This window comes from Pantoea sp. Pa-EAmG, assembly GCF_030024295.1.
Taxonomy (GTDB): Bacteria; Pseudomonadota; Gammaproteobacteria; order Enterobacterales; family Enterobacteriaceae; genus Pantoea; species Pantoea dispersa.
The window spans coordinates 1-640 of record NZ_JASEWO010000408.1 but is presented as its reverse complement, the minus strand read 5'-3'; the positions used below and the strand labels follow the sequence as shown (position 1 = coordinate 640).

Annotated in this window: 1 protein-coding gene; it reads right to left on the bottom strand. The window is 50.9% G+C overall.

Going from position 1 to position 640, the window contains the following annotated elements; genetic code table 11:
• A partial coding sequence (locus tag QMM04_RS22950) for an MHYT domain-containing protein (RefSeq protein WP_282997198.1) occupies positions 1-218 on the bottom strand: 218 nt, incomplete at its 3' end.
• Positions 219-640 lie beyond the last annotated feature (422 nt).

Below are 640 nucleotides of genomic sequence, written 5' to 3'. Positions count from 1 at the left end.
CGCATGGTCATCGGCATCATCATCGCCAGCATGCCAATGAAGTGCATCGCCCAGATGCCAATGCCCATCGCCGTGCCGCCGGCCACCAGCCACAGCTTCGCCAGCAGGCCGCGCGACACGGCGACGCGCCCGGCGGTATCCAGCGCCGTAAACGCCGCGATAAACGCCACAATCAGCGAAACGGCAACCAGAACGCTATCCCAGGTAACCAGCAACATGTGCGCTCCTCAACTCAACCCGCGGCGGCGCAGGTGCGGTATCGTCAATTAACAACAGAAAAAGTGAAAACATCAATGAGAGGCAGGTAATGACCACCAGCGATGCGGCAACACAAAAACAGATCCATAAATAACTGGAGGTATTGCACGGCTATTTTTTATTCTCATCGTCTGTCGCGGCCGGGAAAAGTAATGATATCTGATTAATGCATGAACATAGCATTGAACCTGAAGTCGCGGTAGAGGGGGTAATCACTTGCCGTTTGGTTTTTTTAACGGGCCGCCAGCCCTTGTTATGACTGCATTACCGGGGAAAAGGAGAAATTGATTAGCGAAAATTCTCCGGTGCGTTGTACAAGCGGCAAAAGGGTGTTCTATAGTAAATAAAACTGATATAAATCACTAACTCAGCCTTTAAGAAT